Origin of the sequence: Bradyrhizobium sp. STM 3843 (assembly GCF_000239815.1) — a bacterium.
Lineage (GTDB): Bacteria > Pseudomonadota > Alphaproteobacteria > Rhizobiales > Xanthobacteraceae > Bradyrhizobium.
On record NZ_CAFK01000113.1, the window covers coordinates 15,724 to 28,039 of the forward strand.

Here is a 12,316-nt window from a genome sequence, read left to right on the forward strand (position 1 = left end):
GCATCTCGCCGCGATTCCAGCCTCATCCTGAGGAGCCCGCCGAAGGCGGGCGTCTCGAAGGATGGCTGCGAAGACACTGTCAGCGCGCTTCGCAGCAGTCTTTGCTAAGCGCTCAGCGCCTGTTCGAGATCGGCGATCAGGTCTTCCTTGTCCTCGATGCCGACGGAGAGCCGCACGATGTCGGGGCCAGCGCCGGCCCTGATCTTGGCGGCGTCGTCGAGCTGGCTGTGCGTGGTCGAGGCCGGGTGGATCACCAGCGACCGGGTGTCGCCGACATTGGCCAGATGCGAGAACAGCTTCAGGTTCGACACCAGCCTGACGCCGGCGTCATAGCCGCCCTTGAGCGAGAAGGTGAAGACTGCGCCGGCGCCCTTCGGGCAATATTTGCGCGCCAGGTTATGGCCCTTGTCTTCCGGCAGGCCGGCATAGCTCACCGACGCCACCGCCGGATGGCGGTTCAGATATTCGGCGACCGCTTTGGCATTGTCGCAATGCTTCTGCATGCGCAGCGGCAACGTCTCGATGCCCGTGAGGATCAGGAAGGCGTTGAAGGGCGACAGCGCCGGGCCCAGATCGCGCAGGCCCAGCACGCGGCAGGCGATCGCGAAGGCGAAATTGCCGAACGTCTCCTGGATCTTGATGCCGTGATATTCGGGGCGCGGCTCGCTCAGCATCGGATATTTGTTGCCCGCCGCCCAGTCGAAGGTGCCGGCATCGACGATGACGCCACCGATCGAGTTGCCATGGCCGCCGAGAAACTTGGTCAACGAGTGCACGACGATGTCGGCGCCGTGATCGATCGGGCGAATGAGGTAGGGCGTCGCCAGCGTGTTGTCGACGATCAGCGGCACGCCGGCATTGCGGGCGACCTGCGCGATCGCCTCGATGTCGGTGACGGTGCCGCCGGGATTGGCCAGCGACTCGATGAAGATCGCCTTGGTGCGCGGGCTGACTGCGGCCTCGAAAGTCTTGATGTCATCGGTATCGGCCCACACCACGTTCCAGCCAAAACTCTTGAACGAATGCGTGAACTGGTTGATCGAGCCGCCATAGAGCTTTCGCGCAGCGATGAACTCGTCGCCGGGCCGCAGCAGCTGATGCAGCGCGATCACCTGGGCGGCATGGCCCGAAGCGACGGCGAGTGCCGCGGTGCCGCCTTCGAGGGCGGCGACGCGCTCCTCCAGCACCGCATTGGTCGGATTGCCGATGCGCGTATAGATGTTGCCGAACGCCTGCAGCCCGAACAGCGAGGCGGCGTGGTCGGCATCGTTAAAGACGAAAGACGTGGTCTGATAAATCGGCGTGGCGCGCGCCCCCGTGGTCGGGTCGGGCTGGGCGCCGGCATGAATGGCGAGCGTGGAAAATCCCGGAGTACGGTCGGTCATTCTGTTTCCTTCACCTTGAGAGCCCGCCGCTTGAAATTCGGCGGCATGCGCGGCGCGTGGCGGTCGGGCGATGTTGGTGGCCGGTCGGCGGTATCGTCGCTCCGTCCTTCCGCGCGGGACAATTGCGTCAGGGTGAGGCGCCGTCAAGGCGCGCTGCAACGATGGGTCGGATTTGAAATGCGCTGCTGTGTCGCACGATCCTCGCGACACAATCTTTTCGCCAATTCCTTAACTTGGCTCGTTCCTGTTCTTCGCAGCGCGATCCGACGCCAATGTGGCGGCACCGCCGAGGCTCGTGCGATTGAGTGACAATCGCATGCCTTGGGTCGGGATCGGCGCGCGCTTGGAGCTGATGGTGCGCGAGTTCACGCCCATCCAGGAAATCTCCGACGACAGCCGGCCATATTCGATCTTGGGACAGCGGTTCATGACGACGTTGAGGCCTGCGGCTTCCGCCTTCGCGGCCGCCTCGTCATCGCGGGCACCGAGCTGCATCCAGATCACCTTCGGCAGCGGCGAGAGTGCGAGGGCTTCGTCGACCACCGGCATGATGTGCGCCGAGCTGCGGAAGATGTCGACCATGTCGATCGGACGGCCGATGTCGGCGAGCTTCGCCACGAACGGGCGGCCCATCAGGCTCTTGCCGACATGGCCGGGATTGACCGGGATCATGTCATAGCCGCGCTGCACCAGATATTTGAAAGCGAAGAAGCTCGGCCTGATCTCGGAGGGCGAGGCACCCACCATGGCGATCACCTTCACGCCATTGAGGATGCTGCGGATGTAGTCGTCATCGTAGCTGTCGTGATTCATGATGTGCGATTCTGTTAGTTATCGTCATTCCGGGGCGCCCGAAGGGCGAGCCCGGAATCCATAACCACGATCGGGAGTATGGATTCCGGGCTCGCGCGTTAACACGCGCGCCCCGGAATGACAGCGGGGGAGGCGAGAGATCACTCATCCCGCCAGGTCGGTGCGCGCTTCTCGATGAAGGCGCCGATGCCTTCCTCGGCGTCGCGGGCCAGCATGTTCTCGGTCATCACCTCTGCCGCATAACGATAGGCATCGGCAAGGCTCATCTCGGCCTGGCGATAGAACGCTTCCTTGCCGAGCTTGACTGTGTAGGCGGATTTGCGCGCGACCTGCTGCGCCAGCGCGATCGCGGCGTCGCGCTCGCTGCCGGCCGGCACCACGCGGTTGACGAGGCCGATCTCGCGGGCGCGCGCGGCTGAGACCGGCTCGCCGGTGAGCAGCATCTCCATCGCCTGCTTGCGCGGCACGTTGCGCGACAGCGCTACCATCGGCGTCGAGCAGAACAGCCCGATATCGACGCCGGGCGTGGCGAAGCTCGCCTGCTCCGACGCCACGGCGAGATCGCAGCTTGCCACGAGCTGGCAGCCGGCTGCAGTGGCGATGCCCTGCACGGCGGCGACCACCGGCTTCGGCAGATGCACGATCGCCTGCATCATCGCGCTGCAGGCGTTCATCAGGGTAGCAAAATAGGCGCGGCCGCGGTCGGCGCCGGTGCGATGGGCGGTGAGTTCTTTGAGGTCATGCCCGGCACAGAAGGCTGGCCCATCGGCCGCGATCACCACCGCGCGCACCGCTGCGTCGGCGCTGATCTCGGCGAGGGTCTCATGCAGACGCGCGATCAGATCCTCCGACAGGCTGTTGCGCTGCGCCGGGCGGTTGAGGGTCAGCACCGCGACATTGCCGGCGATCTCGCGCAAGAGGATCGCGCCTGAGGTGGCGGGCGCAGCGGCGGCATCGCGAGCGGCTTGGGCAGGCATCGGAATTCCCAGTGGCGTCGATCGGAAGCTAATGTAACAGAAGGCCGATAGACAGAGCAGGGGGGCACATGGCGGATGCGAAGATGAGCGTGGCGGAACTCGAAGCGTTCCTGCACGCGGAATTCCCGCAAGCCTTCACCCTGGATGGTGACATCAACATCGAACAGGCCGACGGCGAGAGCTGCCGGCTGCGCCAGCGCTTCCATCACCGGATGCTGCGGCCGGGCGGCACGGTATCCGGACCGACGCTGATGGCGTTGGCCGACTTCGCGATGTACGTCGTGCTGCTGTCGGCGATCGGGCCCGTCGGCCTCGCGGTCACCACCAATCTCAACATCAATTTCCTGCGCAAGGGCGCAGCCGGTGAGGATGTGTTGGCCGTGGCCAAGCTCCTGAAGCTCGGCAAACGACTCGCGGTCGGTGAAGTGACGCTGCTCTCAGGCGATTCGCCCGACCCGATCGCCCACGTCACCGCGACCTATTCCATTCCGAACACGTGATGTTTTTGCAGGTATTATTACACCATATTTATAACATGCTGATATACAAAGAGTATTTTTCTCGATTGGACGTTGACGCTGACGCGCGGCTTCTCTAGAACCTGCGGCCAAGTCGGCGCTGATCATTGCGCCGCGATCTCCCTGTCACGGATAGTTCTCATGAAAACCTTTTCGGCCAAGCCCGCCGAGGTGCAGAAGAAGTGGGTCGTGATCGACGCCAAGGGTCTGGTGGTCGGCCGTCTCGCCTCGCTGGTCGCCATGCGGCTGCGCGGCAAGCACCTCCCGACCTATACGCCCCATGTCGATTGCGGCGACAACGTCATCATCATCAATGCAGCGCATGCGGTGCTCACCGGCCGCAAGCGCGAGCAGAAGGTCTATTACAAGCACACCGGCTATGTCGGTCACGTCAAGGAGCGCACCGCGCGCCAGATCCTCGAGGGCCGTTTCCCCGAGCGCGTGCTGGAGAAGGCGATCGAGCGCATGATCCCGCGCGGACCGCTGGGCCGGGTGCAGATGGGCAATCTGCGCGTCTATGGCGGCCCTGATCATCCGCACGAGGCGCAGAACCCCGAGAAGGTCGACGTCGCCAAGATGAACCGCAAGAACATGAGGGCTGCATAAGATGGCCGAAAGCATCCAGTCTCTCGATCAGCTGTCGCAGCTGAAGGGCGCCGTCGGCACCACTGCTGCTGACGCTCCGAAATACGAGAAGAAGATCGACAAATACGGCCGCGCCTATGCCACCGGCAAGCGCAAGGACGCGGTCGCCCGCGTCTGGATCAAGCCGGGCTCCGGCAAGGTCACCGTCAACACCCGCGACATCGAGATCTACTTCGCCCGTCCGGTGCTGCGCATGATGATCCAGCAGCCGCTGGTCGCTGCCGCCCGCGCCGGCCAGTACGACGTGATCTGCACGGTCGCCGGCGGCGGGCTCTCGGGCCAGGCCGGCGCGGTGCGCCACGGCCTGTCCAAGGCACTGACCAATTTCGAGCCGGAGCTGCGCAGTGTGCTCAAGAAGGGCGGCTTCCTGACCCGCGACTCCCGCGTGGTCGAGCGCAAGAAGTACGGCAAGGCCAAGGCCCGCCGGTCCTTCCAGTTCTCGAAGCGCTGATCCGGATACCATTCGCCGCGGTTGCGCGGCGCTGCTCAACGGGCGCTCCTTGCGGAGCGCCCGTTTTGTTTTGAACCCTGTTTGTCGTTTTTTATCGAACAAATTGCCGTCGAGTTGAGCCGGATTTTTCGCGAAAAGTTGGCTTCGCGCGCAAACCTCTTTCGAACAGACCGCCCGGTAGTTTGGATCGCGGAAAGGCTCCGCTAACCGAACATTGCGCTGCAGTAGCAACCGAGGAAGATGATGGCGCTGGACAGCCTCACGCTTTATATCGTGGCCACGATGGTTGCGGCCCTGCTCGGGGTCATGCTGCTGTTCTTCGGCCGCGAGCAGAACATCGCGGCATTGCGCTGGTGGGGCGCGGCCTATGTGCTCGGCTCGGTGTCGGTCGCACTGTGGACCGTGATCGGCGACCGCTTCGGCGAGGTGATGCCGATGCTGTTGAGCGCGGTCGGCCTGATCGCCTCGGCGATGGTCTGGAACGCCGCACGCGTGTTTCACGGCAAGCCTCCGAGCCTCGCCGGCCTCGTGCTCGGTGCGGTCGTCTGGATCGCGAGCGGCATGCTGCTCGATCCGGCGGCGCATACCCAACGCCTCACCATCGGGGCCAGTCTGGTCGTGATCTATGCGACGCTGACGGCTGCGCAATTGTGGCAGGAGCGCCGCGCCAGCCTGCAGCGACGCTGGCCGGCCGTGCTGGTGCCGGCGCTGCACGGCTTCGTGCTGATGCTGCCGATCCTGCTCGGCCACGTCCTGCGCGACGCCAATGGCGCCTTCTCCACCGCCTGGGTCACCATCTTCTCGATCGAGCTCGTGCTCTATGCGGTCGGCACGGTCTTCATCATCTTCATGCTGGTCAATGAGCGGGTGGTCAGCGCGCACAAGCGCGCCGCCTCGATCGATCCGCTGACAAGCCTGCTCAACCGCCGCGGCTTTGCCGACGCCTGCGCGCGGCTGATCGAGCGCGAGGCGCGCGAGGGCCGGCCGGTGACGGTGCTGATCTTCGACATCGATCATTTCAAGTCGATCAACGACCGGTTCGGCCATCCTGCCGGCGACGAGGTCCTCAAACTGTTCGCAACGGTCGTGGTCAACAATCTGCGCATCACCGATCTCTCGGGGCGGATCGGCGGTGAGGAGTTCGCAGCACTTTTGCCCTGTACGCTCGAAGAAGGGGTCGTGGCCGCCGAGCGGGTGCGCGAGGCGTTCGCGGCGTCCGGCATCGTCTGCGACGAGGGCCCGGTCGATACCACGGTCTCGATCGGCGTCGCCGGCGGCCCCGCCGGCACCGAGCTCGAAGTGCTGCTCGCGGCCGCCGACACCGCGCTCTACAAGGCCAAGCGCACCGGCCGCAACCGCGTCGAAACGGCGTCCGAACTACCGCTGTCGCTCGATCGCTTCCGCCGGCAGCGGGCGGCGCTATCCGCCCCGGCGCAGCCGGATCAGCTGATCGCGCCGACGTGAAGCCTTGTCAGCGTCGCGGTAAGGTCTGGTTAACCGCCGCTGTCTCATGTTCACCGTCATGATCGGAGCCCAAGCCCAAACCCAAGACCATTCTGCGCTCACCTCGCTCGAGGTGGAGGCCGCCGCGGCGCGCAGCGGCTTTGCCTGCCTGTTCTCCAGCGCGGATGAATTTGAGCAGGCGCTCATCGTGCGCCGCCGCGCCGAGGGCCGCTATCGCCAGCCGTTCCGGCACTGGGCCGTGCTCATGTTCGTCGGCTGCGCGATCATCGTGGCCGGCGCGGTGCTGCTGTTCCATCCGTAACCGGAAGTGTCGGTCGGCGGGGCGATCATGCGCACGCCCGGCCTTTTGCTTGCGCCTGCACTGCGTTACACACGCCTCCTGAACTCACGGAGGCAAAGCAAGATGATCACCGAAATCGCCCAGATCGAGGTCAAGCCCGGCTCGGAGAAGGATTTCGAGGCCGCGGTGGCGAAGGCGCGGCCTCTGTTCCTGCGTGCCAAGGGCGCTAAAGGGGTCGAGCTGCACAAGTCGATCGAGAAGCCGCAGCGCTACCGGCTGATGGTGAAATGGGAGACGCTGGAAAACCACACCGTGGATTTCCGCGGCTCGGAGGACTTCACCGCCTGGCGCGCGCTGGTCGGGCCGTATTTCGCGAGCCCGCCGGAGGTCGAGCATACCGAGACCGTGGTGACCTCGGCCGAATAGGTCAGATCGCGGCGGCCGGGTCCTCGGCCGCGCGATCGGTCTTGAAATAGTCGATCATGACCTTGGCGATCGCGAGCAGCGGCAACGCCAGGGTCAGCCCCCAGATGCCGAACACGATGCCGAGCAGGATCTGGAAGGCAAACAGCGTCGCGGGCGGAATGTCGAGCGCCTGGCGCTGGATCAGCGGCGTCAGCACGTAGCTCTCCATCGCGTGCACGCCGAGGAACAAGACCGCGGCGCTGGCCGCGGCCACCCAGCCTGAGGCGAGGCTCGCCAACACCACGATCAGGCCGGCGACGATGGCGCCGACCGTCGGCACGAACGCAAGCAGTCCGGCCTGGATGCCGAGGATGAATGCGCTCTGGATGCCGATGATGGTCAGTCCGATCCAGGTGACCAGGAACACCGCGAACATCGTGATGATCTGGGCGATGAGCCAGCGCTCCAGCGTGTCGCTGATGCGATCGACGATCACGGTGGCCTCGTCGCGATATTTCGCAGGCGCCAGGAACAGGAGCCCGTGGCGATAGACCGACGGCTGCGCGGCGAAGGCGAGGCCGAGGAACAGCACGATGAAGATGTTGCCGACGGCGCTGATGGTGCCGAGCAGAAGCTTCAACGTCTGGCTCACGATCGCGCCGCCGCTCGAGGCCAGCGCGCTGGGCGAGGGCAGTCCGCCCGGCAGTCCGTGGGATTGCGAAGCGGCGGGCGCCGTTCCTTCCGAGGCCGTGGATGCCGCATTGCTGAAGTAGCTGGTGTCGATGCCGTGGCTGTCGAGGAAGGCCTTCACGTTGCCGAGCTGGGACTTGATGGTGTCGCTCAGCACCTTGGCCTGATCGGCAATGGTGGCGCCGAACAGGAACACGACGCCGGCGAGCAGCAGCGCCAAGGTCACGCAGACCATCATGAGCCTGATGGCGTGCGGCCAGGGCAGCACGTAGCCGAGCCGGCTGGTCATCGCGTTCAGCGCGACGCCGAGCAGCATGCCGGCGAACATCAGGAAGATCGCGGCGGAATAATACCAGGTGAATGCGAGAGCCGCGATGCACAGCACCACGCCGATGCCGCCGACGGCGATCGCCCAGGCCATGTCGCTGCGGGCCTGCAGGCGCGGTTCGGGCGGAACGAGCATGGAGCTTCCTTCTCAAGGGGTGCTTGCAGAAATGGGCGAAAACCGGGTCCGGATCAAGCGGCATGGCCGCGCCGGTTTGCCGCGACTGCTGCAGGTTGCCCTGAAACGGCATTGCCGTTCCGCGCGTTCAGGTGTTGATCGGGCGCCGCGACGCAGGCATGATTTGTGCTTCTTTCGGGAGAAACGGATCAAGGATAATGAAACGTCCGGTGGTCGGCGTCATCGGCAACGCCCATCGCATCGAGAACAGGTTTGCGGTTCAGATGGTCGGCGAGCGCAATTTGAGCGCCGTGGCCGAGGTGTCGGGCGCATTGCCGCTGATGTTCGCTGGTCGGCCTGAGGTCACCGACATCGGCGCGCTGCTCGATATCGTCGACGGTATCGTGCTGACGGGCGCCCGTGCCAATGTGCATCCGAGCCGCTTCAACACCGAACCGAGTTTGAAGCACGAGCCTTATGACATCAGTCGCGACGAGGTCGCCCTCAAGCTTTCGGAAGCCTGCGTGGCGCGCGGCATCCCGCTGTTCGGCATCTGCCGTGGCCTGCAGGAGATGAACGTCGCCTTCGGCGGCTCGCTGCACCCGGAGATTCGTGAAATTCCGGGCCGGATGAATCACCGCATGCCGCGGCTCGAGAACGGCGAGATCCATCCTGATCCGACCGTCATCTTCGCCGATCGCCACGAGGTGAAGCTGACGCCGGGCGGCGCGTTCGCGACCATCCTCGGCTGCGACACCATCAAGGTCAATTCGCTGCACGGGCAGGGCATCCTGCAGCCGGGCGCGCGCGTGGTGATCGAGGGTATCGCCGAAGACGGCACCATCGAGGCGATCCGAATTGCGGATGCGCCGAGCTTTGCGCTCGGCGTGCAATGGCATGCCGAATATGATCCGCAGAAGAACCCGATCAACCGCAAGCTGTTTGAGGCGTTCGGCGCGTCGCTGCGGGGCTATTCCAGGACGGCCGCTTGAGGTGAGGCGCAGTCACAAGCCGCCTCGTTGGCGGGTCAGGCCCCGTCCATTCGTCCGGTGAGCTGTGAATCGATCAGCGCGTTGACGGCCCAGGAGGCCGCGGCGGCAGGCCCGTTGCGGCCGCCGAGGGTCTGGCTGCTCGCATAGGCGCCGTCGACGATCAGAAACAGCGCGTCAGCCAGCCGTGCGGCATCGCGGACCCCGATCGCCGCGACCAGGTCTTTGAGACGATCTCGCATCCGTTGCTTGTTGGCGGCTGCGATCCTGTGTCCTGGATGGGAGGAATCGGGAAATTCGGCTGCGTAGTTGATGAACGGGCAGCCGCGATATCCTGGCGTCGTTGTACGATCAGCGATGGTGTCGATAAGAGCCGTGAGCTGCGCGCGGGGATGTCCTGCCTGCTTCGCCAGCAGCCGGTCGAGCATGCGCCAATACGTCTCGTTACGATCTTCAAGGTAAGCGACGATCAGATCGTCCTTCGATTCGAAGTTTCGGTAGAGGGTGATCTTCGAAACGCCGGCCTGCTTGACGATCGTCTCCACGCCGACCGAGCGGATGCTCTCTTTATAGAACAGCTCAGCGGCCGCATCGAACACGCGCTCGCCGGCGCGCTTGTCGCCTGCACCTTTTTCCGTCCGCGCCGTTGGCTGCCTCACGGTCTCTCCATCGCTTGACATGTTACCGACCGGTTCGTATCATAGCGAAAGTTTGCGCTGAGGTGAACAACTTTCATCCAACGTTGGGGAGCGGTTGCGCGATGAAGTATTTCTTCCTGGAGGGAGAGCATCTCGTGCCCTTCGAGCAGCGCGATCCGGACATGATCGCAGCGCATCGCCGGTTTCTACAGCAGGGTTACGACGAGGGCCGCTTCCTGCTGAGCGGGCCCAGCATTCCGCCGACCGGCGGCGTGCTGATTGCGCGCGCTCAATCGCGCGAGCAACTCGACGAATTCCTGGCGGAGGAGCCGTTTTGCAGGGCGAAGCTGATGCGCTTTTGCAGGGTCATCGAGTTCGACCCGGTGCAGCATCAGCCCGTTCTTGCCGCGTGGTTTGACGCCGCCTGAGCGTGCGGGCGATCGTAGCGATCCGGATTGCGGAGATGTCAGGCTTTGCGCTCTGCGAGCCGGAGGCGCCGAAACGCGATCCGCAGACCAATCGATCCGGCGGAAGCAGGTCGGGGCGGCCGTGCGGGCCCCGTCAGCTGGACCATTTAGGTGCAGCCCCTCAGCCGCTTCGTTGGCGAACTGCACTTGCTACATCATAGCTGAACTGAACTCGACCTTCCTTGCGCGTCATTCCGGGCTCGCGCATTCGCGGGTCCGGAATGAAGGCGGGGAGATGCTCAGTAAGACTGTCCACCTTACGAGCTAAGAGCATCCCCTTACGGCTTCGCCAGATGCCAGGCGCCGTTGAAGAAGCCGTCGCCGGTGACGTCGCCAGCCTTCTGGTCCTTGGCGAACGTATAGAGCGGCTTGCCCTTGTAGGCCCACTGCTTGGAGCCATCGTCGCGGGTGATGATGGTGTAGCCGCCGCCCGGTTGATCGCTTGCGCTCGCCTTCAAGACCGGCCAGTTGGTGGCGCATGGTCCGTTGCAGGCCGACTTGCCTTCGCTGTCCTTGTCGAAGGTGTAGAGCGACATGCCGCTGGCGTCGGTCAGGATCTCGCCCTTTGCGCTGCTGCTGGTCTTGGTCGGAGGTGCCGCGTTCGCAGTTGCGATCGCGGCGAGCGAGGTTGCCGCAACAAGCAAACTCATCGTTGAAAGCCGGGTCATCTCAATGTCCTCGTGAAAAGTGATCGCAGAGATAAAAACGCCCAGCGAGGGTTTCTATTCCGTGGCAGCACGTTCTTTTCTGGCGCTGACCGCGCAGAACGCCGCGCCGTCATGCGGGAGGGCCGTCCGGAACCGGCCACGAGCGCGATGTTTGAAGGAATGTATCAGTTACAAATGTGCCCAGGAGCCGAGAAAAGTCCCGATGCGGAAGGCCCGAGCCGGCGCGGCTTGCTGGTGATACGTGATGTCCGCCATCCCGTGTGACGGCCGATCGGCATCGATCGGAGCCGCTATCATTTAGCCCATCAATCTGCAGCACATTCCTTGAGTTGCTGCCGGAGCCATTGATGCCCCTGGTCGTTATTGAACCTGGCATGCCAGGTCGCGTGCAGCGTAAAGGGTCGGGTATCAAAAGGAAGGCGCAAAGACCGCAGCGCATTACTGTACCGACTGAGAAATCGCTGCGGAAGCGTACAGACGAGATCGGTCGATTGCAGCAGCAGGGGCACGACGCTGTAATGCTGCACTGAAACGGCGACATGGCGTCGCTTCCCGCTCGCGGCCAGGATATCGTCGATGAAACCACGAAATCCGCCGCCGTCGCCTGATACGATGACGTGCTCCAATCGCGCATATTCGTTCAACGAAGGCGGCCGCAATCCGCGCGGGTGATTCTTGCGCTGCGCCATCATGAAGTTCTCTTCGAACAGCGGCTGGCTGGGCATGTTGTTCGGCACGACGTTCTTGGAGACCAATGCGACGTCGATCTCTCCGGATTCGAGTTGATCGTTCAACTTCGTGAAGTCGATCGATCGGAAGGCGAGCCGGATGCCGGACAGGCCGCGATGCCGGGTCAGCGCCACAAGTCGCGATCCCATGATGGCGGTCGCATTGTCGTTTGCACCGACAGTAAACGTCCGCGCCGAGTGCTTTGGATCGAAGGCCGACGGCTTGCTCACGACGTCTTCGAGGTGTTGCAGCGCCTGCCTCAGAGGTTCCTTGAGCTCAGTGCCCCGCGGGGTCAGGACCATGCCTTTCCCCGATGCGGCGGGTGTCAGCAGCGGGTCGCCGAAGACATCGCGCAGCCTGGCCAGCTGAGCCGACAGCGCCGGCTGGCTGATGCCAAGCCGCGAGGCGGCGCGAGTGATATTCTTTTCGTCGAGCATCGCGCGAAGCGACACCAGCAAAGGCAGGTCATGTCCCTTGATATCCATGAAGGTTATACCTGGTATCCTTTATATCGATTTCAATTATCTCACGCGGGTGGGCACCAAAGCAAGCCGGGCTAACCCTGGCTGCGAAAGCGGCCATTCATTGTGGGGATTTTTGATGAGCGAGCGTGCTGCCGCCGGTACGGCGGAACCCACCGCCGAATTGCAACGGAAGGTGATGATCGCCGCCACTGCCGGCACCGTGATCGAGTGGTACGACTTCTTCATGTACATCTCGGTGGCCTCAGCCATCTCGGCGAATTTCTTCTCCAA

15 protein-coding genes are annotated in these 12,316 nt (G+C 63.9%); 8 read left to right on the plus strand and 7 right to left on the minus strand.

Annotation, left to right across the window (positions count from 1 at the left end; translation table 11 throughout):
• Positions 1 to 104 precede the first annotated feature (104 nt).
• The 3 genes from BRAS3843_RS14700 to BRAS3843_RS14710 all read right to left on the minus strand — a co-directional run bounded on the left by BRAS3843_RS14700 (position 105) and on the right by BRAS3843_RS14710 (position 3,175).
• Positions 105 to 1,385, minus strand: coding sequence for an O-acetylhomoserine aminocarboxypropyltransferase (locus tag BRAS3843_RS14700; protein ID WP_008969718.1), 1,281 nt, complete (start codon positions 1,383 to 1,385; stop codon positions 105 to 107).
• A 228-nt stretch (positions 1,386 to 1,613) separates the two neighbouring features.
• Complete coding sequence (locus BRAS3843_RS14705; protein ID WP_008969719.1) at positions 1,614 to 2,198, minus strand: CoA-binding protein; 585 nt, start codon at positions 2,196 to 2,198, stop codon at positions 1,614 to 1,616.
• A 140-nt stretch (positions 2,199 to 2,338) separates the two neighbouring features.
• The gene (locus BRAS3843_RS14710) at positions 2,339 to 3,175 is read right to left on the minus strand and encodes an enoyl-CoA hydratase (protein WP_008969720.1); all 837 of its coding nucleotides are present in this window, start codon (positions 3,173 to 3,175) and stop codon (positions 2,339 to 2,341) included.
• 68 nt (positions 3,176 to 3,243) lie between these two features.
• Here BRAS3843_RS14710 and BRAS3843_RS14715 point away from each other — a divergent pair, with 68 nt between their 5' ends.
• The 6 genes from BRAS3843_RS14715 to BRAS3843_RS14740 all read left to right on the plus strand — a co-directional run bounded on the left by BRAS3843_RS14715 (position 3,244) and on the right by BRAS3843_RS14740 (position 6,959).
• Positions 3,244 to 3,675 carry a PaaI family thioesterase gene (locus BRAS3843_RS14715; RefSeq protein WP_008969722.1) on the plus strand — a complete coding sequence of 144 codons (432 nt, stop codon included), beginning with the start codon at positions 3,244 to 3,246 and terminating at the stop codon, positions 3,673 to 3,675.
• Between the two features lie 159 nt (positions 3,676 to 3,834).
• Positions 3,835 to 4,299 carry a 50S ribosomal protein L13 gene (gene rplM, locus BRAS3843_RS14720; protein ID WP_008969723.1) on the plus strand — a complete coding sequence of 155 codons (465 nt, stop codon included), beginning with the start codon at positions 3,835 to 3,837 and terminating at the stop codon, positions 4,297 to 4,299.
• Position 4,300: 1 nt separating this feature from the next.
• Positions 4,301 to 4,789, plus strand: coding sequence for a 30S ribosomal protein S9 (gene rpsI / locus BRAS3843_RS14725; protein WP_008969724.1), 489 nt, complete (start codon positions 4,301 to 4,303; stop codon positions 4,787 to 4,789).
• A 243-nt stretch (positions 4,790 to 5,032) separates the two neighbouring features.
• Positions 5,033 to 6,253 (plus strand): GGDEF domain-containing protein, encoded by a 1,221-nt coding sequence (locus BRAS3843_RS14730; RefSeq protein ID WP_008969725.1) that lies wholly within the window; start codon positions 5,033 to 5,035, stop codon positions 6,251 to 6,253.
• Between the two features lie 46 nt (positions 6,254 to 6,299).
• A complete protein-coding gene (locus BRAS3843_RS14735; protein ID WP_008969726.1) occupies positions 6,300 to 6,554 on the plus strand; it encodes a hypothetical protein in 255 nt (84 codons plus the stop codon).
• 102 nt (positions 6,555 to 6,656) lie between these two features.
• Positions 6,657 to 6,959 carry an antibiotic biosynthesis monooxygenase gene (locus tag BRAS3843_RS14740; RefSeq protein ID WP_008969727.1) on the plus strand — a complete coding sequence of 101 codons (303 nt, stop codon included), beginning with the start codon at positions 6,657 to 6,659 and terminating at the stop codon, positions 6,957 to 6,959.
• A gap of 1 nt (position 6,960) precedes the next feature.
• Here BRAS3843_RS14740 and BRAS3843_RS14745 read toward each other — a convergent pair whose 3' ends face one another.
• Positions 6,961 to 8,091: an AI-2E family transporter gene (locus BRAS3843_RS14745; protein ID WP_008969728.1), complete on the minus strand. Its 1,131-nt coding sequence runs from the start codon at positions 8,089 to 8,091 to the stop codon at positions 6,961 to 6,963.
• 197 nt (positions 8,092 to 8,288) lie between these two features.
• On the opposite strand from BRAS3843_RS14745, the gene BRAS3843_RS14750 reads away from it, so the two are divergent.
• Entirely contained in the window at positions 8,289 to 9,062 is a 774-nt protein-coding gene (locus BRAS3843_RS14750; RefSeq protein WP_008969729.1) for a gamma-glutamyl-gamma-aminobutyrate hydrolase family protein, read from the plus strand.
• Positions 9,063 to 9,097: 35 nt separating this feature from the next.
• On the opposite strand, the gene BRAS3843_RS14755 is transcribed toward BRAS3843_RS14750, so the two are convergent.
• Positions 9,098 to 9,718: a TetR/AcrR family transcriptional regulator gene (locus BRAS3843_RS14755; RefSeq protein WP_008969730.1), complete on the minus strand. Its 621-nt coding sequence runs from the start codon at positions 9,716 to 9,718 to the stop codon at positions 9,098 to 9,100.
• Between the two features lie 101 nt (positions 9,719 to 9,819).
• On the opposite strand from BRAS3843_RS14755, the gene BRAS3843_RS14760 reads away from it, so the two are divergent.
• A complete protein-coding gene (locus BRAS3843_RS14760; RefSeq protein WP_008969731.1) occupies positions 9,820 to 10,125 on the plus strand; it encodes a YciI family protein in 306 nt (101 codons plus the stop codon).
• Between the two features lie 317 nt (positions 10,126 to 10,442).
• On the opposite strand, the gene BRAS3843_RS14765 is transcribed toward BRAS3843_RS14760, so the two are convergent.
• Positions 10,443 to 10,832 (minus strand): hypothetical protein, encoded by a 390-nt coding sequence (locus BRAS3843_RS14765; RefSeq protein ID WP_008969732.1) that lies wholly within the window; start codon positions 10,830 to 10,832, stop codon positions 10,443 to 10,445.
• 305 nt (positions 10,833 to 11,137) lie between these two features.
• A complete protein-coding gene (locus tag BRAS3843_RS42155; RefSeq protein WP_008969733.1) occupies positions 11,138 to 12,046 on the minus strand; it encodes a LysR family transcriptional regulator in 909 nt (302 codons plus the stop codon).
• Between the last annotated feature and the right edge of the window lie 270 nt (positions 12,047 to 12,316).